The following is a 22,606-nucleotide window of genomic DNA, read 5'->3' on the forward strand; positions in this document are numbered from 1 at the left end:
TGAATATTGTTCAAAATGATTGCTGAGGTGATGATGGAATGCGAGGAAGAAATAATAAAAAGTCGCAAAAGGTAGTACATTTATTTCAAAAAAGATGGGTGTTTCCGGCACTATACATTGCTTGTGCAGCGGTGATTTTAATGGTTGCGCTATGGTTCCAAGGAGCTAATCCGAAGAAGACTCCGAACCAAGATCAAGCAACACCGTATACACAATCGGAAGATCCAGCAGTACCAGTAACGAAATCTTCAGAAGTAGTGAAAATGCCAGCAGCCGCGAGTGCGGAAGTAGTCGTACAGAAGAAATTCTATGAAGATGCAGCAACTGAGGCGGAACAAGAAAAAGCACTTGTCTTTTATAACAACACATATTCCCCGAACAAAGGAATTGACATTGCTGCGAAGAATGGAAAAGAATTCGATGTAGCTGCTGCTTTAAGTGGTACAGTAACGAAAGCTGAAAAAGATTCACTTCTTGGTTATGTTGTAACAGTTGATAGTGGAAATGGTGTAGCAGTTTCTTATCAAAGCTTAGGCAGTGTGAAAGTAGAAAAAGGTGCACGAGTTGCACAAGGTGAAATATTAGGAAAATCCGGTCTAAGTGCAATGAATAAAGAAGCAGGTTCTCACGTTCACTTTGAAGTACGTAAAGACAACGTGGCTGTGAACCCTGAGCGCTACTTAAATAAGTCAGTAGCAGAAATTAAAGCTGATGCAGGTGCTGCAAAGGCAACGAACGCTTCTGGTAAAAAAGCTGAAGACAAATCTCAAAAAGAAGAGAAGTCAACGAGCACGAAACCAGAAAATAAAACAGAAGACAAGTCTCAAAAAGAAGAGAAATCAACAAGCGGTTCGACTAGTGACAAAAAAGAAGAGCCGAAGAAAGAAGAAAAATCAACAAATGGTTCTACAGAATCATCTAACAGTTCTTCTTCACAAGAATAAGAAAGTGAAAAAATCAGTTCTCACTAGGAGAGCTGATTTTTTACTTTTACCCCGCATTAACGGGCAGTAAGACCCCTATTTCAAAATTCAGTAAAAGCTAAGAAGTTAGGTTAGGGGCAACTGCCCGTAAAAGCCTTCACTTTATATAAAAATACTCAATTTCGAGAAAAAAGTTGCAATAACAAGGAAAAATGACGAGATTCTCGAATATATATTACAAAAGGGAGGGGATACTGTGTCATTTTTGTTTGTTCTGTCGACTGCTATTATTTTATTGTTTGTTTTATTCACTTTATATTATTATATTGCCAGTAAGAAAGAGGTTCCCCACCATCAATTGTTAGAAGAAGAATTGGAACGAGAAGAATGACGCCTTATATACAAGGTGTCATTTTTTTTCGTCAAAATAGTCAATGTTAACGTATTTCTCACAAAAAAACGTAATTTTTCTTAACTTAGTCCGCAAAAATAGTGAACATGTAGCATATATCAGTAGTGCGGGCAATACAATGGTATAAACCAAAGCAAAGAGAGTGTTTGAGGTGAGAAATCGTGAATCATTTCATTATAAATCCAAGAATGTTTAACGCTTACAAACAGCACTCACACTTACTTCTTAGTCGTATGCAGCGAGGCTCATTTCACACTTCTCACATCCAATTTAGGGAGGCGAGTGGTGTGCACGATTACATCAAAGAGAGAACTATCAAGATTGGTAAGTATATCGTGGAGACAAGAAAGACAGTGCGTGTCATTGCAAAGGAATTTGGGGTATCAAAGAGTACAGTCCATAAAGATTTAACGGAACGTCTACCAGAAATTAATCCAGAGCTCGCAAATGAAGTGAAAGAAATCCTTGATTACCATAAGTCTATTCGTCATTTAAGAGGCGGAGAAGCAACAAAGCAAAAGTATAGAAAAGAAGATGTAGAAAAGCCGGTCCGTCAATAAATATGCGATCGCAAACATTCCGTGTCAATTCGGTAATATTTTTCAGAAGAATTCTTTTTGCGAATATTACGTTTCTGTTAAATTTATGATAAAATCAGAAATTAGGTGTAAAAGAATTCGGGTGTAACCTGATTTTGAATATCGAGGAGGAAAAAACGGGAATGTTTGCGCGAGATATCGGAATTGACCTAGGTACGGCTAATGTATTAATCCATGTTAAAGGTAAGGGTATTGTATTAAATGAGCCATCTGTTGTTGCTATTGATCGTAACACAGGAAAAGTATTAGCAGTAGGTGAAGAAGCAAGAAGTATGGTGGGACGTACGCCTGGTAATATTGTAGCCATTCGTCCACTAAAAGATGGTGTAATCGCAGATTTCGAAATTACAGAAGCGATGTTAAAGTATTTCATTAACAAATTGGACGTAAAGAGCTTCTTTTCAAAACCTCGCATTTTAATTTGTTGTCCAACAAATATCACATCAGTAGAACAAAAAGCAATTCGTGAGGCTGCTGAACGTTCAGGTGGTAAAACAGTATTTTTAGAAGAAGAACCAAAAGTAGCCGCAGTTGGTGCTGGTATGGAAATCTTCCAACCAAGCGGTAACATGGTTGTTGATATTGGTGGAGGTACAACGGATATCGCTGTACTATCTATGGGTGATATTGTTACCTCTTCCTCTATCAAAATGGCTGGCGATAAGTTTGATATGGAGATCTTAAACTACGTTAAACGTAAGTATAAGCTATTAATTGGAGAACGTACTTCAGAAAATATTAAAATTAAAGTTGGTACAGTATTCCCAGGTGCACGTAGCGAAGAGCTTGAAATTCGCGGACGTGACATGGTAACGGGCTTACCACGTACAATTACAGTATGCTCTGAAGAAATTACAGAAGCACTAAAAGAAGACGCGGCTATCATTGTACAAGCTGCAAAAGGCGTACTAGAGCGCACACCACCAGAATTATCAGCGGACATCATCGACCGCGGTGTTATTCTAACAGGCGGTGGAGCTTTATTACACGGTATCGACATGCTTCTAGCAGAAGAACTAAAAGTACCGGTATTAATTGCTGAAAACCCAATGCACTGCGTTGCGGTTGGTACAGGCATTATGTTAGAGAATATCGATAAATTACCACGTCGTGCGCTGCGATAAGGTAAAACTCTAAAAAGTGGGGGTATCCCCCACTTTTTATTAGCTCGCAAATAGCAAAGCAGATGAGAAGAACTACGGTGTGAACCGTAGTTCTTTTTGTTTTTTTATTCTTTTATTTTTTTATTTTATTTTAATTTATTGAGAAAATAGAAGGAAAATAAAGAAAAACGAAGAGAATAGGTAAAATATTCATATATATGGTTAAATTTAATATTTCCTTATTTGAAAACGTTTATAATATAATGAGTCGAATACGACATTAAGGCAAATCATGTTCAAATACATATTGCCTTTCCCTAATTTGGGCATACACTCTTTTCTACCTCCGTGTCAGTTGCAAGTATATGCAGCTATTTTAAGGGAATAGAGTGTGTGCATTTTTTTATAATAGGAAGTAAAGTGTCACTTTATAATGACAAACAATAAACAAAATGGGATAATAAACAATATGTCCAAGTGGTAAGACCAATATTACAAAAGGGGCGATTGTTACATGCTAAATATAGAACAAATTAAAGAAATCATTCCTCACCGCTATCCATTTCTACTTGTTGATAAAATATTAGAAGTAGATGAAGGAAAACGAGCGGTTGGAATTAAAAATGTATCCGCAAACGAAGAATTCTTTAACGGTCATTTCCCTGACTATGCAGTTATGCCTGGTGTACTTATTGTAGAAGCATTAGCACAAGTAGGCGCTGTTGCTGTATTAAAGAAAGAAGAAAACCGCGGAAGACTTGCTTTCTTCGCTGGTATCGACAATTGTCGTTTCAAAAAACAAGTACGTCCAGGTGATCAACTTCGTCTAGAAGTAGAAATGACACGTGTACGTGGTCCAATCGGAAAAGGAAAAGCAATCGCAACAGTAGATGGTGAAGTTGCATGTGAAGCTGAAATTACATTTGCGATTGGTGATAAAAAAGAATAGATGTGAATTAAAAAAATTCTTCTGCAATAGGCGGAAGAATTTTTTTAATTCATGTATTTTATGTTCGAAATATTAAAATGCAGATTAGTCAGAATTATTATTGTAAATGAATGGAAATTCATATATAATGACGCTATAAATATCTTGAAATTAAGATAAATGATAGCGCGATAAAAATAGAGACGCGGTTGTCACATTATGAAGGTTATGAGATAGGACAAAGCTTATGATGATTGGTTATGATGAATTGTAGAGGAAAGTGATGGGGAATTTTAACAGTATTAGTAAATGAAAAATGGGCGTAGCATATCGGACATAGAGAGATAAAGGGGAAAGTGTCGCATTTTGAAAAGAGGAGATCATACCATGTTCGGGAGAAAAAAAAGAAAACCATTACGACAATTAATTACGCATAAAGAGCCTAAATCACGCATCACAGAACAATACCGTAACATTCGTACAAATATTGAATTTACATCTGTAGATAATCATATTCGTTCTATTATTGTTACCTCGGCAGATCCAGGTGATGGGAAAACAACAACAATCGCAAACTTAGCAGTTGTTTTTGGCCAGCAAGGAAAGAAGGTTTTAGTAATCGGAGCTGACTTGCGTAAGCCGACGCTTCAAAACTTATTTGCCATTCACAGTTCAAATGGATTAACGAACCTATTATCAGGACAAGCAAAATTGATGCAATGCATTCAAAAAACAGATATAGAGAATGTATACTTAATGGCGTCAGGACCAATCCCGCCCAACCCAGCTGAACTATTAGGCAGCCGGGTAATGGATGAGCTATTACTAGAAGCATATAACATGTTTGATATTATTTTAATCGACACACCACCCGTTCTTGCGGTTACCGATGCACAAATACTAGCGAATAAATGCGATGGAATCGTACTTGTCGTACGCAGTGAAAAAACAGAAAAAGACAAAATCGTAAAAGCGAAGCAAATATTAGACAAAGCGTCCGGTAAAATACTTGGTGTCGTTTTAAATGATAAAAGAGAAGAAAAGAAACAATATGGATATTATTAGAATATAATATATATAATGGTAAATTACTAGCTGATAAAAATTTTTATCAGCTTTTTGAATTTTTGTTAAATTTAGCATTTTATTATATGAAAAGTATGATATAAAGGAAATTTTGGAAAATCGTTGGAATGTGTTGTCATATTTAAGATTATTTTGTAAGATTATATATGTTTTTAAATAACAATCGTACATAGATATTACTAAAATAAAAAAATGTAAGATTTATATGTTATAATTTTTGTTATGTGCAAATTTTAGAAAGTTGGAGGAACTTATGGAAGAAACAATTAGTTTGAAAGAGTTATTTCATATTTTAAAAAAACGTTTAGCAATGATCCTCGTAATCGCCTTTGGTGCCGCTATAGTAAGTGCTATCATTAGCTTCTTCTTCATGACACCAATCTATCAATCTTCGACGCAAATTCTTGTTAATCAGAAGAAGCAAGAGGGTGCAATGATTCAAGCTGGTGAAGTTCAAACGAATATTCAATTAACGAATACATATAAGGTTATTATTAAAAGTCCAGTAATCTTAGAGCAAGTGAATGAAAAATTAAATTTAAATATGGCACCACAAGCTTTAACGAAGAAGATTAATGTTGCGAATGAAAGAGATTCACAAGTCATTTCTGTAACAGCTGAGGATAAAAATCCAAAATTAGCTCGAGATATTGCAAATGCAACTGCAGATGTATTTAAAGGTGAAGTTGCAAAAATTATGAATGTGGATAATGTAACAGTACTATCTAAAGCGGAAGTTGCAGAAAATCAATCTCCAATTAAGCCACGTCCAATGTTAAATGTAGTAATTGCCTTTGTTGTTGGTTTAATGGCTTCAGTTGGTCTTGCATTCTTACTAGAATACTTAGATAACACAGTGAAAAAAGAAGAAGATGTAGAAAACTTACTTGGTTTACCAGTGTTAGGTATTGTAGCTCGTATGGATGAAGAAATAACGAATGTGAAATCACACGCTCCATCATCAAGAAAAGTGAGGGGACAAACAATTGGCTCTTAATTTATTTAAAAAGAAAAAAAATCATCGTCAACGTCGTCAATTAATTGCTCATCAACAACCGAAATCACCAATTTCAGAACAGTATCGTAATATTCGAACAAATATCGAATTTGCAGCAGTAGATACGAATTTACATTCATTAATGGTTACGTCTGCGAACCCAAGTGAAGGGAAAACAACGACAACAGCGAATATGGCAGTCGTATTTGCCCAACAAGGAAAGAAAGTATTATTAATTGATGCAGATATGCGTAAGCCAGCGATGCATCAAATGTTTCAAGTCGATAATATTTTCGGGCTAACGAATGTATTAACACATAGTGAACGTTTAGAAAAATGTGTACAAAAAACATCAGTTGATAATTTACACTTTTTAGCTTGTGGTCCAATCCCACCAAATCCAGCAGAATTGTTAGGGTCAAAATCGATGCAAGAGCTTCTTGCACAAGCATACAGTATGTATGATTTAGTTATTTTTGACCTACCACCAATTTTAGCTGTAACTGACGCACAGATTATGGCGAATGTATGTGATGCTTCTATTCTTGTCGTTCGTAGTGAATCGACAGAGAAAGAAACGGCAGTAAAAGCAAAAGGGTTGTTAGAATCAGCTAAAGGTAAACTGTTAGGCGTCGTTTTAAATGATCGTGAACGTGAACAAGGTCTATATTATTATTACGGTGCAAACTAATAAAGAGAGTGAGATATGAATAGAACATATCTCCTTTTTTCCCTTGAATATGAGATGTCTCATATTCAAGGGAAAAGAGATTACTATAAGAGAGGGAGGATGAAACAAATGATTGATTTACATTGCCACATTTTATCTGGTATCGATGATGGAGCACAAACAGTAACAGATAGTTTAGCGATGGCACAACAAGCAGTGGCAGAAGGAATACATACAATTGTCGCAACGCCACATCATCAAAATGGAAAATATGTAAATGAGCGTACTTCTATTATTCATCAAGTGAAGCAATTAAATGATGAATTAGAGCAACATGAAATCCCGCTGAAAGTTTTACCAGGGCAAGAGGTCAGGTTATACGGTGATTTATTAGAAGATTATGAAGCTGGTAAAATCGTTACTTTAAATGAAACAAACAAATACATATTCATTGAATTTCCATCTAATCATGTACCTCGTTATGCAGAACAACTATTTTATGAACTACGTGTAAAAGGAATGATCCCAATTATCGTTCATCCTGAACGTAATGCCGAGTTAATCGAGCGGCCAGATAAGTTATATAACCTTGTAAATAAAGGGGCATTAACACAAGTGACAGCAGGTAGTTTACTAGGTAAATTCGGTAAAAAAATCAAAAAATTTTCATTGCAGCTTGTGGAACATAATTTAACCCATATGATCGCATCAGATGCACATAACATAACGTCAAGAGGATTTCATCTAGCAGAAAGCTATGAACTAATAGAGAAAGAATTCGGTGCAAGTGTTATGAATGATTTAAGAGAGAATCCGTATTTAATAATTAGTGGGAAAGCAATTTATAAAGAAGATCCAGAACAAATTCGTCGTAAAAAGTTGTTTGGCATCTTTTAAATAAAGAACAGGTGATGTCTCCTAACCGTTATCAACGGAGGCACTCGGTCGTGCTGTGGGTAGAAATTTTTATTTCGAACCTACCTTAGACGCTTGTCGTCGGGAGTATGACGTGAGGATGGGTTGGATGCCCATAATTTATTTGTATAGAAACTCTACCTATGGAGTTATAAACATGACTCTATAGGTAGGGTTTTTGTTATTGTTACATACAAATAAAAGGATGTAGGGGGAATACAATTGAAAAAAGTAAGAAAAGCAATTATTCCAGCCGCTGGTCTTGGAACAAGATTTTTACCAGCAACGAAAGCGATGCCGAAAGAAATGTTACCGATCGTCGATAAGCCGACAATTCAATACATAATAGAAGAAGCGATAGAATCAGGAATTGAAGACATTATTATTGTGACTGGAAAAGGAAAGCGCGCGATTGAAGATCATTTTGATCATTCATTCGAACTAGAACAAAACCTTTTAGAAAAAGGAAAGTATGAAATGCTTGAAAAGGTGCAAGCTTCTTCAAGAATTAATATCCATTACATAAGACAAAAAGAACCGAAAGGGCTTGGACATGCAGTATGGTGTGCACGTAAGTTTATTGGAAATGAACCATTTGCGGTATTACTTGGTGATGATATTGTACAAGCAGAGACGCCATGTTTACGTCAATTAATGGATCAATATGAAAGTACACAGTCGTCAGTTATTGGTGTACAAACAGTACCTGAAAATGAAACACATCGTTACGGTATTATCGATCCAGTTGAACAAAATGAACGTCGTTATCAAGTACGTCAATTTGTTGAAAAGCCAGCACAAGGTACAGCACCATCAAATTTAGCAATTATGGGGCGTTACGTATTAACGCCGGAAATCTTTATGTTCCTTGAGAATCAACAGACAGGTGCTGGTGGAGAAATTCAATTAACAGATGCCATTCAACGGTTAAATGAAATTCAGCGTGTGTTCGCATATGATTTCGAAGGTACTCGTTATGATGTTGGAGAGAAGTTTGGGTTTATTAAGACGACGATTGAGATGGCGCTCCAGCATGAGGAATTAAAAGTGGAATTAATGAAATACATGGATGAATTAATTAGAGAAAAAAATATGTATGCTTAGCATATAAGGTGGGTGGAAAGTTGAAAAATCAAGGGTTAGTAAATGAATCAGCACAAGAAAATTCTGAGGAGATTAAACAGGCAGGGGCACTGTATATTTTTTCGAAGCGATGCATGGATATTCTAGGAGCTATTATTGGATTAATTATTTTTTCTCCATTATTTATATTAATACCAATTATGTATATGAGGGGAGAAGCAAAGGGGCCGGTGTTTTTCAAACAAGTACGAATTGGAAAAGATGGTAAAGAGTTTTACATTTATAAGTTTCGTTCAATGGTAGTGGATGCCGAGGGTAAATTAAAGAAAAATGAAATTTTATATAAAAAATATGTAGAAAATAATTATAAACTTGAACCAGAAGAAGATCCACGTATCACTGGTATTGGGAGATTTTTAAGGAAAACAAGTTTAGATGAATTGCCGCAATTTATTAATGTTCTCAAAGGCGATATGAGTCTTGTTGGGCCACGGCCTGTGGTGCAAGAGGAATTGCGAGAATATGGACAAAGAAAATCCGAATTTTTATCTGTTAAACCAGGATTAACAGGATATTGGCAAGTTAGTGGAAGAAGTGATGTAGGTTATCCAGAGAGAGTTGATATAGAGTTATATTATGTATATAACCAATCTCTTTTATTAGATTTGAAAATATTAGTTCAAACATGTCTATTAGTTATATTAAGAAAAGGTGCTTATTAATTTATACACAGAGAGGAAGAAAAACAAATGGATAAAAGTTCAAAAATTTATATAGCAGGTCACCGTGGATTAGTTGGTTCGGCTATTTTACGTAAATTAGAAGAACAAGGATATACAAATTTAGTATATAAAACAAGTAAAGAATTAGATTTACGTGATCCAAGACAAGTAGAAGAGTTTTTCCAGACAGAGAAAGTTGATTATGTATTTTTAGCAGCAGCTAAAGTAGGTGGGATTGTTGCAAATAATCAATATCCAGCGGACTTCATTCGTGATAATTTAATGATTCAAACGAACGTAATCGATTCAGCTTATCGTTCAGGTGTAGAGAAGTTACTATTTTTAGGTAGTACTTGTATTTATCCGAAATTAGCTCCACAGCCGTTAAAAGAAGAGTATTTATTAACAGGTGAATTAGAACCAACAAATGAACCGTATGCTCTTGCAAAAATTGCGGGTATTAAAATGTGTGAATCATATAATCGTCAATACGGTACAAAGTATATCTCAGCAATGCCAACAAACTTATATGGTGAAAATGATAACTTTGACTTACATACATCACATGTATTACCAGCTTTAATTCGTAAATTCCATGAGGCAAAAGAAAATAATGCTGAGTTTGTAGAAGTTTGGGGAACAGGTACTCCGTTACGTGAGTTCTTATACTCTGATGATTTAGCAGATGCTTGCGTGTATTTAATGAATAACTATGAAGGTAATGAAATTGTAAACATTGGTGTAGGGGAAGATTTATCAATTAAGGAACTTGCTGAAAAAGTGAAAGCTACAGTAGGTTTTACTGGTGAGCTTCGTTTTGATACTTCTAAACCAGATGGTACTCCACGTAAGTTAGTAGATGTGACTAAGATTAATGCATTAGGATGGAAGGCAACGACTTCTTTAGATGAAGGTTTAAAGAAAGCATATGATTGGTTTCTACAGACAGAAAAAGAATTAGTAAGAAAATAATAATAAAAGATTAATAGAGATAACTGGAGGATATTATGAAAAGAGCACTTATTACAGGCGTAACAGGACAAGACGGATCATATTTAGCAGAGTTTTTATTAGAAAAAGGATATGAAGTACACGGTATTATTCGTCGTAGTTCTTCTTATAATCTAGATCGTATTGAGAGCCTAGTAAATGAAGAAATTGAAGGTTTAAATAATCAAGAAAATTTCCACCTACATTATGGTGATATTACAGATACATCTAATGTAATTCGCTTAATTAGTGAAATTCGTCCAGATGAAATTTATAATTTAGGTGCACAATCACATGTAAAAGTGTCATTTGACGTACCTGAGTATACAGCAGATGTAGATGGCGTAGGAACATTACGTATTTTAGAAGCGGTTCGTATTTTAGGACTAACAGAAACGACTCGTATTTATCAGGCATCAACATCTGAGCTATATGGTAAAGTACAAGAAGTACCACAAAAAGAAACAACGCCATTTTATCCACGTTCTCCTTATGGTGTAGCAAAAATTTACGGTTTCTGGATTACAAAGAACTACCGTGAATCTTATAATATGTTCGCAGTAAATGGAATTTTATTCAACCATGAATCAGAACGTCGTGGTGAAACATTCGTAACACGTAAAATCACACTTGCAGCAGCACGTATTGCACAAGAGAAACAAGAAACATTATATTTAGGAAATTTAGACTCACTTCGTGACTGGGGTTATGCAAAAGATTACGTAGAATGTATGTGGTTAATCCTTCAGCATGATAAGCCAGAAGACTTTGTCATCGCAACGGGTGAAATGCATACAGTACGTGAATTCACTACATTAGCATTCAAACATGTAGGTATTGAGCTTGAGTGGGTAGGAGAAGGTGTAGAAGAAAAAGGTATCGATAAAGCAACAGGTAAAGTACTTGTAGCAGTAGATCCTAAATTCTTCCGTCCAGCTGAAGTTGAGCAATTACTGGGAGATCCAACAAAAGCGAAAACGTTATTAGGTTGGAATCCAATAAAGACATCATTTGAAGAGCTTGTTCGTATTATGGTAGTGGAAGACATGAGGAAGGTTGCGAAGGAAGAAAAGCTAAGAAAGATGTTTGATTAATATCCTGTTTTTTATTTAAAACATAGTTTTAGAAAAAGACTTTAGCAAGGATTTGTTTTTGAGAATATATAGAAAGTTTGTACAAAAGATAAGTTTATTATTAAACTTATCTTTTGTACTTTAATATAATGGTGAAAAAATGATTAAACAAAAGCAAATGAGAATGTGTTTATTTTTTTCTTTTATAATAGGGATCCTAGTGCCTATATATATTTATTACTCTAATTATGGGTTTTCTTTTGGTTATGGATATATATGTATATTAATGTCTAGTTTTATTATAGCAATTTCAATAGGCTATCATGTGAGAGTACAAAAAACCTTCGATATATTTTCTCCTTTTATTATTCCAAATGTATTGTTTATTTTTATATACATTTTGAAACCTGTATATATTCTGTTTACTGGCGAGGTAGGTGTAGGGGAATTTGACGTACATCCTATAACTGATGTTGAAATTAGGGCATTTAATGAGGCAAATCTCTATTGTCTAATATCAATATTTGTTTATAACATAACACTACATTTCTTCCTATCGGCTAAAAGACATGACTATTTTGAAAAAATAAAACCTAAATTTAAGGAGAATTTGTATTCTGTGTTACAAAGTAGGATTTTAAATATACTTGGTGTAGTTTCAATAATCTTTACATTAAGTACAATCCTATTTTTATTTGAAAGAGCTGGTGGTATAACAAATTATTTAGATTCCTTGGCATTGAGGAATGTGTATTTGAAAGATTTAGGATACTTGTTAATGATTGCAAATATGTCGAAAATTTTATTGTTTGTGTACACTGCGAGGATATTAAGTGAAAGAAGATATAATAAAAAAAACCTGTTAATATGGCTTATATTTTTAATAGTTTCAATCGCCCTATTGCTGTTAACAGGTGGAAGATCCGCAATTTTATACGGAGTAATGACACTTTTTATTATGGTGCACTATTTGAAGAAGCAAGTAAGTGTTACAACCTCAATTATAGGTGGTGGCACGTTATTTTTTTTCGTAGTAATAGTATACCGTGTTGTTTTGAGAGATAAGTATTTCAAAGCTAATGATGATTTATCAACGTTTACGATCTTAATTAATGCAATTAAAGATTTCCCGAGGTACTTCTTTGGAGGATATGATGTTTTACAGTTTGATGCTTTATTGACTTTACTAGCGAATAAGGCACAATATACTTTTCTATACGGCGAGACTTTGTTAGCTGCATTAGTATCACCAATACCTCGAAGTTTATATCCGGAAAAAGGGCATGGAGCTATGGCATATTTCACAAAAACCTTTTTCCCGCATTTTTATTATCCTAACAATGTTGAAGTGAATGTTTCTTATATTGGAGAGATGTATTTAAACTTCGGCCTATTGGGAATAATAGTAGGAATGTTCATTTTGGCTTTAGTTTTAGGAGTAATGTATAAAAGATTTATCATGAATCAGAGTGTAATTTGTTTCTTTATTTATACCATAACTATAGTAAGGGTTATTAGTTTAATCCGTGGGGATATATTTAATTTCTGGGTTTATTATATACAGGATATAGCACCTATAATCCTAGTATTGCTTTTCTTAGGAATTGGTAATAAGAAAAAGAAGACAGAATCTATGGTTAGGATGAATACAGATGTTAATGCTAAAGCTCAAAAAAATATTACTTAATAAAGGGTTAATCGAACAATCCTTAACTTCTCTATTGAATTTTATTATCATAATAGTTTACGGAAATTTGTTGAATCCTAATGAATTTGCAAAATTTATTATTATATTTTCAGGTATAGGTTTAGTTTTTTTAATTGTGACGGGTATTTGGGCTTCTCCCATTTTAGTTTTTTTACCAACAAAATTCAAAAGTATGAAAGAGCTATATATCAAAAATTTATTGCTTTTTAATATAATCAGTAGTTGTTTTTTTGGTGTAATTTCATTATTAATTTTGCATGTATTTGTCAAATCAATGGATATATATGAAATGCTTTTTGGGATTTTGATCGTTATTGTGTGGAGCATATATGAATTAATACGCAAAGTATTTTATGCTATTGATAAACTAGTGTACATACTAATTGGAAGTATTACGTTAGTTTTAACATTCTTATTGGGAAATATAATTATGCAAACAAAATTAAATGTTAGCAGCAGCTTGTTCATTTTATTTATAAGCTATCTTACTGCTATCTTAATAGTGTTTATTTTAGTCAGACGTGAAAGGAAAAGAAATGGAGGAGAAGGCTCTACTTTTAAACCTCAAAAGAGAGTCTTATTTATACATTGGGAGTATGCTAAATGGACTGTGATTGGTAGCGTATGTTATTGGGCGTGTACGCAAGGATATTTCGTTTTAATAGCTAATATTATATCGGATGTTGAACTAGGTGGATTACGTACAAGCATGAATTTGTTAGGTTTAGTAACAATTTTACTAGTGCTTTTTGAAAATAAGGCTACACCAAAAGCTTCAAAGATTGTTTTTAATCAAGGTACTTTGGAATTGAAAAAATATATTAATAATTTTTATAGAAATAGGATGTTCCCCCTGTTTATAGTTATTGTAGCTGCGACAGTGATAGCTTATTTTATATATCCATTCTTATTTGGAAATAGTTATGGTGAATTTGCTTATTTAACAATTTTCTTTGGTCTATATCAACTTTTATTAGGAGCGAATAGACCATCAGTAATTGGGTTAAGAGCGATGAATATTACTAAGCCATTTTTTGTAGGAAATTTGTTATGTGCATTTATTACGCTAAGTGCAGGCGTTTCTTTGACTAGCTTATATGGCATAAACGGGGCAATTATAGGGATTTTAATAGCAACTTTCATATTAACTGGATACTTTATTTTGATTTTTTATAAAGTCATCAGTGTTCGTAGTTAGTTTTGCTTACGTTATAGTTAGTATAAATATATGAAAAAGGTAAAGGTGTAAAATGAAAAAAAAGAAATACTTACTTGTAAATGCTTATTCTGTAAATAATAGGGGAGATGCAGGGATAGTTGTATCAATGATTCATTTAATTAGGGCATATGATAAAAATGCTGAAATTTACGTAATGTCGTCCCATTGGAAAGAAAATGAAGAATTTTATAAAGAGTATGATGTTCATTCAGTCCCAGCAATTTGGGCATTAAATAAAAATGAATCAAGCTTACAAAGATACTTTAGTGGTTTAAAGAAATATATGAAATTTTCAATCAGTAGGAATTCAGACGTCTTAAAATACTATGAACAGGCAGATATAGTATTTAGTGTGGGGGGAGGATATATCTATTCCTCAAGAAAAGGGCCATTAGGAGTAGGTTTACTTAATTCTTTATTTCATGTTTGGCTTGCTAAGAAGATGAATAAAAAAGTTATCTCTTTCCCCCAAAGTGTAGGACCATTACCAAGTAAAATTGATAAACTGCTAGTAAAAACAGTATTGCAAAATGTGGATACATTTATTAGTCGGGAAAGAATCACTACAGAACTTTTAGATAACTTAGGGTTGGAAAATGTAAGGCAAATTCCTGATATTGGTTTTATTTTGCCATCCAGAGAAGTTAAATGTACAGAAATTGAGACAGATACATCTACATATAAGGTAGGCTTAACACTTTTAGATTGGAGATTTGCTAGGAAAAATTCTGATTTTAATGATATAGAATCATATGTTAATAAAGTCGCTGATTGCTGTAAAAGTTTAATAGAAAAATATAAAAATGTAAGTTTTTATATTTTTCCACAAGTTACAGTGGGTGAAGGAGATACTGATGTAGAGGTTTCAAAACTATTATTAAATAAAATTGGTAGCGATAAATGCTCTATTATAGATTTAGATAAAATAGTTGATGTGCCAGAACAATTAGTAAATTTATATGGAAAAATGGATGTGTTTATTGGAAGTAGAATGCACTCTACAATATTTGCCTTAGCTAGCGGAACACCTACACTAGCTCTTGCTTACCAATATAAGACAAAGGGTACTTTTGAATTAATGGGCGTAGGAGACTATGTTTTTGATGTCCAAGAATTTTCATCACGAGAGGTTTATGATTCAATTATTAATATACTTGAAGCTGGAAATTATCCAATTGATAATGTACATCGAGAAATTTCAAATATTCAATCGGAATTATTACGAGAAATTGGTAGGAACGAAGCGTAATACACGGTATATTAAAAAATAAGGAGAATAGTCTTGAAAAAAATATTGGTTATCGGTCCAGTGCCCCCGCCTATTCATGGCGAAAGTGTAGCAATTAATTCTATAATTCAGTCGGCTGATATAAAGCGTAAATATAATGTGAATATTTTAGATACAAATAGAAAAAATGTAAAAAAAGCAGGGAAATTTTCTGTAGGAAAAATCTTAAATGATCTATTTTTGATAGTTAAGTTATTTAAAATATTGTTATTTAGTAAAATTGATATTATGTATTTGTCAATATCTCAAACAAAATTAGGGTTAATAAGGGATTTAATCATGTTAGTTTTGGGTAACCATTTTTGTCAAAAAACAGTTACTCACTTGCACGGAAATAATTTAGGACATGTGTTAGATAATTTATCTAATAGGGAATTTAGGTTTGCTAAAAAGGTGCTTGGAAATGTTAGTGTGGGAATTGTGTTAGAAAAATCACTTATTTCTAATTATAGAGGATTAGTAAAGTGTGTCGAAATAGTTCCTAATGGAATAGATGAGAATTTCATAAAAGAGGAAGAGAAGAGTACCTATCAAAAAAATGATTATTTTAGAATTGTATATTTGAGCAATCTTATGAAAGAAAAAGGATATATTGAGCTAGTTAAGGCTGTTATGGATTTGACTAAAGAGGGATATAAATTAAAGCTTGACTTAGCTGGTGGTATTCATGACCAAGAAGAATTTAATGAGATTTGGAGATGTATAGAAGAAAAAAATCTAAATGCTTTTATTACATATAAGGGGATTGTGACAGGACAAGAGAAAAAAGAATTGTTACTCAAATCACATGTAATGATACTACCATCTAATTATCCTATTGAGGGACAGCCGATATCAATAATTGAAGGTATGGCAGCGGGATTACCTATTATTTCAACAAACAGAGGAGCCATCCCTGATTTAGTGGAAGATAATGGGATTATAATTGAGCAAGGAAATATAGAGTCAATAAAACAGAGCATTTTAAAACTCATCAATGATAAGGATTTATTAGATAGATATGCCAGTAATAGTAGGTTAAGATTTCAAAGGGAATATACAATGAAACAATATATAGGTAAGATCATACAAATACTTGATAGGAATTAAGAGGGAATTGAAGTATGAAAAAGAAAATTGTATTTGTTATTAATTACTTTTATCCAGACTTTGCATCAACGGGACAATTAATGACGGAACTTTGTTTAGAGTTACAAGATAAATTTGATATTACAGTAATTGCAGCTCAACCAGGATACGCTGGAGAGGCTATAAAGACTAAAAAAATCTTCGAAGAAGATAAATTAGAGAAGATAAATATTGTACGCGTTCGCGTCCCTAAAGTGGATAAAAAATCAAAAATGAGTAGGGTGAAATATATTTTATCTTACTTCACATTAGCTACTATAGCATTATTAAAACAAAGGAATGTTGATATAATCTATACTATTTCACAACCACCGGTCCTAGGTGGAATAGTTGGTACTATAGGGAAATTCTTCAAAAAATCAAAACATGTATACAATATCCAGGACTTTAATCCTGAACAAGCTGAGGCAGTAAGTTATACTAATAAAAAATTTATTTTTAATATTGCTAGAAAAATAGATAAAATAAATTGTAGTTATTCTGATCACGTTATAGTTGTAGGGAATGATATGGCTAAAACTTTAGAAAAACGATTTGATGGCAAAAAAGTTCCAAATCATTCTGTTATTAATAACTGGACTAACGAAGGTGAAATTGTTCCAGTAAGTAAAGATAATCCTATGGTAGCTCAGTTTATTAAAGAAAATAAGTTAGACAATAAATTTATAGTTATGTACTCAGGAAATATAGGGTTATTTTATGATTTAGAAAATATAATTAAAATAACTAAGGAATTTAGTCATTATGAGGATTTAGTATTTTTATTTATTGGCGAAGGAGCTATGAAGGAAAATATGAACGCCTTTGTGATGGAAAATGGAATAGAGAATGTTCTATTCCTTCCATATCAGCCTAAAGAGTTTATAAAATACTCTTTAAATGTTGCGGATATACACCTAGTTGTTAATCAAAAAGGTATTAAGGGTGTTTCAGTTCCTAGTAAAATTTACGGAGTTATGGCTGCAGGAAAGCCAATTCTTGGTGTACTAGAGAGGGAAAGTGAAGCAGAAATATTAATAACAAATAGTGACTGTGGTGTTGTAGTTGAACCTCAAGATTACAATGGAATTATAGAAGCAATTAAGCATTTTTATAATATGAAAGACCAGGAAAGAAAAGAAATGGGTATAAGAGGAAGAGATTATTTAGAACAGAATCTAAAAAAAGAAACTTCAATTCAAAAATACAATGAAGTTTTACAATCTCTATAAAAAGGACTATGTTAGATAGTCCTTTTTATATTTTGGGAGGTCATTATTAATGAAATTAATTCTTTTATCGGGTGGTTCTGGAAAACGCTTATGGCCACTATCAAATGACACTCGTTCGAAGCAATTTCTAAAAGTTTTAGAAAACGAAGAAGGTATGCGTCAGTCAATGGTACAACGCGTATGGGGACAATTAAAATCAGTTGGTTTAAATGAATCGGCAGTTATTGCTACATCAAAAACCCAAACAGAGATGATTCATAACCAATTAGGAATGAACGTTCCGTTAATTGTTGAACCGGAGCGTAGAGACACATTCCCGGCAATTGCTCTTGCTAGTGCTTTTCTATTTTCTGAACAACATACTAATTTAGATGAAACGGTTATTGTATTACCAGTAGATCCATATGTTGAAGATAGTTTTTTTGAAAGAGTAAAAGATTTAGAGCTAGCGTTGCAAAATTCAGATGCTGATTTAGCGCTTATGGGAGTCGAGCCCACGTATCCATCTTCTAAGTATGGTTATATTGTACCAACTGAAGAAGTTACTGCATGTGAACATTTTAATGTATCGCGTTTTACAGAAAAACCTAGTGAAGAAAAGGCCATAACATTAATTGAACAAAAGGCTTTATGGAACTGTGGCGTATTTGCCTTCAAGCTACGTTATCTTATTAATATTTTGGAAGAAAAGAATCTTCCAATTTTATACCATGATTTATCTAAGCATTATAGTGATTTACCCAAAATTAGTTTTGATTATGAAGTGGTAGAAAAGGCAAATCATATTGTTGCTTTACCTTATAGTGGATATTGGAAAGACCTAGGGACATGGAATACATTAACGGAAGAAATGGCTACAACCCAAATTGGTAAAGGTGTAATTAGTGAGGACTCTCAAAATACACATGTAGTCAATGAATTAGAGGTCCCAGTAACAGTTGTTGGACTTTCTGATGTTGTTGTTGCAGCGAGTCCAGATGGTATTTTAGTCTCAGATAAGGCTTCTAGTCCAAAAATTAAAGATTTAATTGGTTCATTTAATCAACCACCGATGTATGAAGAGCGCATTTGGGGATGGTCAAAGGTGCTAGATTACGCAAAATATGAAAATGAAGAAATGGTAACAAAAAGAATTTGTATAGAAGAAAATCAAAATTCTACTTATCATTACCATAATCTGAGGAATGAAGTGTGGACAATTATTCGTGGTGAAGGAGAACTTATTTTAGAAGATCATATTCGCCGTGTAAAGGCGGGTGATATTGTACATATTCCGGCTGGTAAAAAGCACTCTATTCGTGCATTGAGTGAATTAGAATTTATTGAAGTACAAACGGGGAAAGAAGTAGTGGATACAGATTTCGTTCGCTTGTATACAAAGTGGGACGATATTTTAAAACATTATTATCAATCACAAGCGCAAGTAATTATGTAACAGCTAGTATATTCTAGCTGTTATTTTTTGAGGGTAAATTTATGAAAACATTTGTTTTTTATGTTTCAGAATATGGATTTGGACATGCAACAAGGTGTATTGCACTTATTCGAGAGATGTTGAGTGTAAGAAATGATGTACAGATTATTGTTTGTAATTCATTTGCCTTACAATTTATTCGCACATCATTAACTGGGTATGGAGATAGGGTTATCTTTCATGATATGGAGACTGATATTGGTTTTATTCTAAAAGAGCATTCGTTAAATTTAGATATAGAAAATTTGGAACAGTCGTATGAAGAATTTTGTGCGAAATTACCACAGAAGATTAATGATGAAATTGATTTTTTAAGTGCTTTTTCTGTGGATTGTATTATTTCTGATATTTCACCAATTGCTTTTGAAATAGCAGATAAGTTGGGAGTCCGGTCTATAGGTATTTCTAATTTCACGTGGTATACAGCTTATAAAAATATTATTCCGGATAATTCGCTTCAAGTATTTAAAAATATGTATAAAAAAATGGATTACTTTTATACGTTAGCGGGAAGCAATGAAGAAAATTTTGCAAGGATAAATACATCTCCGTTTCATTTTTATAGTAGAATAATTAACCCCTTAGAAGTAAAGAAGCTAAGGACAAATTTAAATCCGACAGGTGAAAAACAAATTATATTTATACCATTAGGAATGAAAATTGATATAGGAGATATAACTACATTTCCACTTTGGGATGATGAAAGATATGTTTTTATCGTGTCTCATAATATGAAAATTGAACATAATAATGTGCACAAAATCCAAAGGAACTATACGGAATCACAAAATTATGTAGCAGCAGCTGATTGTATTATTTCAAAAGCAGGTTGGGGTACTGTTAGTGAAGCGATTCTTCAAAATAAACCGTTATTAATTATTGATAGAAAAGGCATGAGTGAGGACCAAAACACGATCCGATTTCTAAAAGATAATAAGTTATGTAACTTAATTACTTGGGAAGAGTTGCAGAGTATAGATATTGGAAGGTACATGGATACCGAGCGTTCTATATATCAAAATGAGGTTCATACTGTTGTATCGCACATTTTTGAATCTGTTATATCTTAATTTTTAGTAGGAAAGAAGGTTTTATACAAGAATGAAATCACCGTTATTTTTACAACCTATTCTTCAAGAAAGAATTTGGGGAGGTAAATCACTACAGAAATTTGGTTATGATTTATCCTGTGAATCAATTGGAGAATGCTGGGGGATTTCAGCTCATCCGAATGGAATGAGTGTTGTAAGGGGAGGCCTGTACGAGGGGAAAACTCTTGGGGAATTATGGGTAGAAGAAAAGCATCTTTTTGGAGATTGCTCATCAGATAAATTTCCATTACTAACAAAGATATTAGATGCTAATAAAAATCTATCTGTACAAGTGCATCCAAATGATGAATTCGCAAAGGTTTATGAGAATGGAGAGCTTGGGAAAACAGAATGTTGGTATATTATTGATTGTAAAGAAGATGCTCAATTAGTATATGGCCATAATGCTTATACAAAATCTGAATTTGAAGAGATGGTTAACGATGGGAACTGGGATGATTTACTTCGTAAAGTTTCTATTAAACCAGGCGATTTCTTTTATGTACCAAGTGGAACAATCCATGCTTTATGTGAAGGAACAGTAGTATTAGAAACACAACAAAGTTCGGATACTACGTATAGAGTATATGATTATGATCGAATAGGTGCGGATGGTAAGAAAAGAGAATTGCATTTAGATAAAGCTATTCAGGTTACAAATATTCCACATGAAGATTATCACATTCAGCCAGAAATTATTGAGAGAAATGGTGCGTTAATTACAACTTATGTGCATGAAGAATATTTCTCGGTATATAAATGGGAAATTGAAGCGGAAGCATCATTTCAGCAAAGGGAAATCTTTCAATTAGTGAGTATAATTGAAGGGGAAGGCGTATTGGTCACTATTGATGGCGAGTTTTCTATTAAAAAGGGTAATCACTTTATTTTACCAATAACAATTGAAAACTTTATTATAAAAGGGACCATTGCCGCTATTGTATCTCATTTGTAGAATGATAAATTCTCTTTTATTTTTAGTCAGTCTTAAGGTAATATAATGAGGTAGTGAAAAATTATTGTGTTATTTATAAATATTGATAAAGAAGGTAAAAAATATGAAGAAGAAAATTTTATTTTGGATTTTGGGTATAATAGGTTTTCTGGTAATTGCAGGAGGGGCATATGCATACTATGTGTATTCTAATGTGTCAAATACATTAGATGCAGTGCATAAACCATTAGATCGTGATAAGTCGGATAAACGTTCAGAAAAAGTTGATGTATCAGATAAAAAACCTATTTCTATTTTAATGATGGGTGTTGATCAGCGTGGTGCAGATCAGGGGCGTTCAGATTCATTAATGCTATTCACACTAAATCCTAAAACAAAATCAATGAAGATTACTAGTATTCCACGTGATACTTACACAGAAATTGTTGGAAAAGGAAAGAAAGACAAAATTAATCACGCTTATGCTTTTGGTGGGATTGATATGTCTGTAAAAACAGTAGAAAACTTTTTAAACGTACCAGTTGACCATTATATTGAAGTTAATATGGAAGGTTTTAGAGACATTGTAGATGCTGTTGGTGGAATTGATGTTTATAATGATTTAGAATTTGTACAAGAAGGTATGCATTTCTCAAAGGGAGATACTCACTTGAATGGGGAGCAAGCTCTAAAATATACTCGTATGAGATATAATGACCCACGCGGTGACTTCGGCCGCCAAATGCGTCAACGACAAGTTATCCAAGCGGTAATTAAAAAAGGTGCAAGTGTATCTTCTCTAGCAAGTTACGGTGATGTATTAAAAGCAATTGAGAAAAATGTTAAAACAAGTTTAACGCAAGATCAAATGTTTGATATTCAAAAGAACTATAAAGATTGCATGCAAAACAGTGAAGAAATCCAAATTCCAGGTGACGGTCACAAAGCCGCTGATGGTATTTGGTACTACTATGTTCCAGATGCAGCGAAACAAGATATTACGAATAAGTTAAGAGCGCATCTTGAAGTGACGAAGTAATATGTAATAACCC

General features: G+C 33.2%; 22 protein-coding genes. All 22 read left to right on the forward strand.

Annotation, left to right across the window (positions count from 1 at the left end; genetic code table 11):
• Positions 1 to 38 precede the first annotated feature (38 nt).
• The 22 genes from spoIIQ (at position 39) to tagU (ending at position 22,593) form a co-directional block, all read left to right on the forward strand.
• A complete protein-coding gene (gene spoIIQ / locus AC1Q8N_RS19655) occupies positions 39 to 944 on the forward strand; it encodes a stage II sporulation protein SpoIIQ (protein WP_098048749.1) in 906 nt (301 codons plus the stop codon).
• Positions 945 to 1,179: 235 nt separating this feature from the next.
• Entirely contained in the window at positions 1,180 to 1,314 is a 135-nt protein-coding gene (locus AC1Q8N_RS19660) for a hypothetical protein (protein ID WP_000008907.1), read from the forward strand.
• A gap of 308 nt (positions 1,315 to 1,622) precedes the next feature.
• Positions 1,623 to 1,895 (forward strand): sporulation transcriptional regulator SpoIIID, encoded by a 273-nt coding sequence (gene spoIIID / locus AC1Q8N_RS19665; protein WP_000544012.1) that lies wholly within the window; start codon positions 1,623 to 1,625, stop codon positions 1,893 to 1,895.
• A 161-nt stretch (positions 1,896 to 2,056) separates the two neighbouring features.
• Positions 2,057 to 3,058, forward strand: a complete 1,002-nt coding sequence (locus tag AC1Q8N_RS19670) for a rod shape-determining protein (protein ID WP_098067768.1) — start codon at positions 2,057 to 2,059, stop codon at positions 3,056 to 3,058.
• Positions 3,059 to 3,551: 493 nt separating this feature from the next.
• Positions 3,552 to 3,986 carry a 3-hydroxyacyl-ACP dehydratase FabZ gene (gene fabZ, locus AC1Q8N_RS19675; protein WP_000931959.1) on the forward strand — a complete coding sequence of 145 codons (435 nt, stop codon included), beginning with the start codon at positions 3,552 to 3,554 and terminating at the stop codon, positions 3,984 to 3,986.
• A 366-nt stretch (positions 3,987 to 4,352) separates the two neighbouring features.
• Positions 4,353 to 5,030 (forward strand): CpsD/CapB family tyrosine-protein kinase, encoded by a 678-nt coding sequence (locus AC1Q8N_RS19680; RefSeq protein WP_098819885.1) that lies wholly within the window; start codon positions 4,353 to 4,355, stop codon positions 5,028 to 5,030.
• Between the two features lie 274 nt (positions 5,031 to 5,304).
• Positions 5,305 to 6,048, forward strand: a complete 744-nt coding sequence (locus AC1Q8N_RS19685; RefSeq protein ID WP_120451025.1) for a YveK family protein — start codon at positions 5,305 to 5,307, stop codon at positions 6,046 to 6,048.
• Complete coding sequence (locus AC1Q8N_RS19690) at positions 6,038 to 6,739, forward strand: CpsD/CapB family tyrosine-protein kinase (protein ID WP_120451024.1); 702 nt, start codon at positions 6,038 to 6,040, stop codon at positions 6,737 to 6,739. Before AC1Q8N_RS19685 ends, AC1Q8N_RS19690 begins: the two co-directional genes overlap by 11 nt.
• 108 nt (positions 6,740 to 6,847) lie before the next feature.
• Positions 6,848 to 7,615: a tyrosine-protein phosphatase gene (locus tag AC1Q8N_RS19695; protein ID WP_493521330.1), complete on the forward strand. Its 768-nt coding sequence runs from the start codon at positions 6,848 to 6,850 to the stop codon at positions 7,613 to 7,615.
• Positions 7,616 to 7,855: 240 nt separating this feature from the next.
• On the forward strand, positions 7,856 to 8,737 hold the full coding sequence (gene galU, locus AC1Q8N_RS19700) for a UTP--glucose-1-phosphate uridylyltransferase GalU (RefSeq protein WP_493521331.1): 882 nt from the start codon (positions 7,856 to 7,858) through the stop codon (positions 8,735 to 8,737).
• 71 nt (positions 8,738 to 8,808) lie between these two features.
• Positions 8,809 to 9,438 (forward strand): sugar transferase, encoded by a 630-nt coding sequence (locus tag AC1Q8N_RS19705; protein ID WP_479688828.1) that lies wholly within the window; start codon positions 8,809 to 8,811, stop codon positions 9,436 to 9,438.
• Positions 9,439 to 9,465: 27 nt separating this feature from the next.
• Positions 9,466 to 10,410 carry a GDP-L-fucose synthase gene (gene fcl / locus AC1Q8N_RS19710; RefSeq protein ID WP_120451021.1) on the forward strand — a complete coding sequence of 315 codons (945 nt, stop codon included), beginning with the start codon at positions 9,466 to 9,468 and terminating at the stop codon, positions 10,408 to 10,410.
• A 35-nt stretch (positions 10,411 to 10,445) separates the two neighbouring features.
• Positions 10,446 to 11,522: a GDP-mannose 4,6-dehydratase gene (gmd, locus tag AC1Q8N_RS19715; protein ID WP_493521332.1), complete on the forward strand. Its 1,077-nt coding sequence runs from the start codon at positions 10,446 to 10,448 to the stop codon at positions 11,520 to 11,522.
• A gap of 139 nt (positions 11,523 to 11,661) precedes the next feature.
• Positions 11,662 to 13,188: an O-antigen polymerase gene (locus tag AC1Q8N_RS19720; protein ID WP_493521333.1), complete on the forward strand. Its 1,527-nt coding sequence runs from the start codon at positions 11,662 to 11,664 to the stop codon at positions 13,186 to 13,188.
• Positions 13,154 to 14,407: a lipopolysaccharide biosynthesis protein gene (locus AC1Q8N_RS19725; RefSeq protein ID WP_493521334.1), complete on the forward strand. Its 1,254-nt coding sequence runs from the start codon at positions 13,154 to 13,156 to the stop codon at positions 14,405 to 14,407. The genes AC1Q8N_RS19720 and AC1Q8N_RS19725 overlap by 35 nt, the downstream gene beginning before the upstream one ends.
• A gap of 52 nt (positions 14,408 to 14,459) precedes the next feature.
• Positions 14,460 to 15,677 (forward strand): polysaccharide pyruvyl transferase family protein, encoded by a 1,218-nt coding sequence (locus AC1Q8N_RS19730; protein ID WP_120451017.1) that lies wholly within the window; start codon positions 14,460 to 14,462, stop codon positions 15,675 to 15,677.
• A 33-nt stretch (positions 15,678 to 15,710) separates the two neighbouring features.
• Positions 15,711 to 16,805, forward strand: a complete 1,095-nt coding sequence (locus tag AC1Q8N_RS19735; protein ID WP_120451016.1) for a glycosyltransferase family 4 protein — start codon at positions 15,711 to 15,713, stop codon at positions 16,803 to 16,805.
• Positions 16,806 to 16,819: 14 nt separating this feature from the next.
• Positions 16,820 to 18,055, forward strand: a complete 1,236-nt coding sequence (locus tag AC1Q8N_RS19740; protein ID WP_340421456.1) for a glycosyltransferase family 4 protein — start codon at positions 16,820 to 16,822, stop codon at positions 18,053 to 18,055.
• Between the two features lie 49 nt (positions 18,056 to 18,104).
• The gene (locus AC1Q8N_RS19745; RefSeq protein ID WP_493521335.1) at positions 18,105 to 19,490 is read left to right on the forward strand and encodes a sugar phosphate nucleotidyltransferase; all 1,386 of its coding nucleotides are present in this window, start codon (positions 18,105 to 18,107) and stop codon (positions 19,488 to 19,490) included.
• Between the two features lie 41 nt (positions 19,491 to 19,531).
• Positions 19,532 to 20,599, forward strand: coding sequence for a glycosyltransferase (locus AC1Q8N_RS19750; RefSeq protein ID WP_340421458.1), 1,068 nt, complete (start codon positions 19,532 to 19,534; stop codon positions 20,597 to 20,599).
• 31 nt (positions 20,600 to 20,630) lie between these two features.
• Positions 20,631 to 21,575 (forward strand): mannose-6-phosphate isomerase, class I, encoded by a 945-nt coding sequence (gene manA / locus AC1Q8N_RS19755; RefSeq protein WP_493521336.1) that lies wholly within the window; start codon positions 20,631 to 20,633, stop codon positions 21,573 to 21,575.
• A 103-nt stretch (positions 21,576 to 21,678) separates the two neighbouring features.
• Positions 21,679 to 22,593, forward strand: coding sequence for a polyisoprenyl-teichoic acid--peptidoglycan teichoic acid transferase TagU (gene tagU, locus AC1Q8N_RS19760; RefSeq protein ID WP_340421460.1), 915 nt, complete (start codon positions 21,679 to 21,681; stop codon positions 22,591 to 22,593).
• Positions 22,594 to 22,606: the final 13 nt, after the last annotated feature.

This window comes from Bacillus sp. GW823-FHT06B01 (assembly GCF_058952315.1).

Bases quoted from the DNA above. Each gene is read 5' to 3' on its own strand.
- spoIIQ (WP_098048749.1), top strand. From the start codon at position 39: ATGCGAGGAAGAAATAATAAAAAGTCGCAAAAGGTAGTACATTTATTT.
- AC1Q8N_RS19670 (WP_098067768.1), top strand. From the start codon at position 2,057: ATGTTTGCGCGAGATATCGGAATTGACCTAGGTACGGCTAATGTATTA.
- AC1Q8N_RS19695 (WP_493521330.1), top strand. From the start codon at position 6,848: ATGATTGATTTACATTGCCACATTTTATCTGGTATCGATGATGGAGCA.
- AC1Q8N_RS19725 (WP_493521334.1), top strand. From the start codon at position 13,154: ATGTTAATGCTAAAGCTCAAAAAAATATTACTTAATAAAGGGTTAATC.
- fcl (WP_120451021.1), top strand. From the start codon at position 9,466: ATGGATAAAAGTTCAAAAATTTATATAGCAGGTCACCGTGGATTAGTT.
- tagU (WP_340421460.1), top strand. From the start codon at position 21,679: ATGAAGAAGAAAATTTTATTTTGGATTTTGGGTATAATAGGTTTTCTG.
- gmd (WP_493521332.1), top strand. From the start codon at position 10,446: ATGAAAAGAGCACTTATTACAGGCGTAACAGGACAAGACGGATCATAT.
- AC1Q8N_RS19730 (WP_120451017.1), top strand. From the start codon at position 14,460: ATGAAAAAAAAGAAATACTTACTTGTAAATGCTTATTCTGTAAATAAT.
- AC1Q8N_RS19680 (WP_098819885.1), top strand. From the start codon at position 4,353: ATGTTCGGGAGAAAAAAAAGAAAACCATTACGACAATTAATTACGCAT.
- AC1Q8N_RS19685 (WP_120451025.1), top strand. From the start codon at position 5,305: ATGGAAGAAACAATTAGTTTGAAAGAGTTATTTCATATTTTAAAAAAA.
- fabZ (WP_000931959.1), top strand. From the start codon at position 3,552: ATGCTAAATATAGAACAAATTAAAGAAATCATTCCTCACCGCTATCCA.
- AC1Q8N_RS19720 (WP_493521333.1), top strand. From the start codon at position 11,662: ATGATTAAACAAAAGCAAATGAGAATGTGTTTATTTTTTTCTTTTATA.
- manA (WP_493521336.1), top strand. From the start codon at position 20,631: ATGAAATCACCGTTATTTTTACAACCTATTCTTCAAGAAAGAATTTGG.
- AC1Q8N_RS19750 (WP_340421458.1), top strand. From the start codon at position 19,532: ATGAAAACATTTGTTTTTTATGTTTCAGAATATGGATTTGGACATGCA.
- AC1Q8N_RS19745 (WP_493521335.1), top strand. From the start codon at position 18,105: ATGAAATTAATTCTTTTATCGGGTGGTTCTGGAAAACGCTTATGGCCA.
- AC1Q8N_RS19740 (WP_340421456.1), top strand. From the start codon at position 16,820: ATGAAAAAGAAAATTGTATTTGTTATTAATTACTTTTATCCAGACTTT.